A 447-nucleotide genomic window follows, 5' to 3' on the forward strand; every position below is an offset into this window, starting at 1 on the left:
ACCCAAATTAAAAGCGGCTCTGAGTAAATGCGCACAGCAAGCCGAAGATTATTTGCAATGGCGTGCCAAGCACGAACACGCTAAGCACACACAAAACTAAGAGAGATGAAAATGACGAAACCTGCTTTCACATCAAAACCGGTAGTAGTGACTATCGGTGCTACTGATTTCGAATTCACACCAACGGTGCAAGATGCGAACAACTACACCAATGACATGATGCCAAATAACAAAGTGGCTCCTGCGTACACGTATTTGACTAGTACTGTTAAATCAGAGCAGAAAGATACGCTGATCGAGTTACTTGATAGCGTGCCCGGTCTAACCATTGAGTTGTTCGCAACGGTGAATAACGCCTCTAAAGGTGGCATTGAAATCTCACTAAAAAAATAACTGACAGGGCAAAGCGGATTGAAGACTGTCTCTTATACACATCTCCCAGCCCAC

The 447-nt window shown here is 44.3% G+C and carries 1 protein-coding gene; it reads left to right on the forward strand.

Annotated elements, in window-relative coordinates; genetic code table 11:
- Positions 1 to 111 precede the first annotated feature (111 nt).
- Positions 112 to 393 (forward strand): putative phage tail assembly chaperone, encoded by a 282-nt coding sequence (locus OW491_RS18085; RefSeq protein WP_290037284.1) that lies wholly within the window; start codon positions 112 to 114, stop codon positions 391 to 393.
- Positions 394 to 447 lie beyond the last annotated feature (54 nt).

Source organism: Neptunomonas sp. CHC150 (assembly GCF_030397555.1).
GTDB classification, from domain to species: Bacteria; Pseudomonadota; Gammaproteobacteria; order Pseudomonadales; family Balneatricaceae; genus Neptunomonas; species Neptunomonas phycophila.

Bases quoted from the DNA above. Each gene is read 5' to 3' on its own strand.
- OW491_RS18085 (WP_290037284.1), top strand. From the start codon at position 112: ATGACGAAACCTGCTTTCACATCAAAACCGGTAGTAGTGACTATCGGT.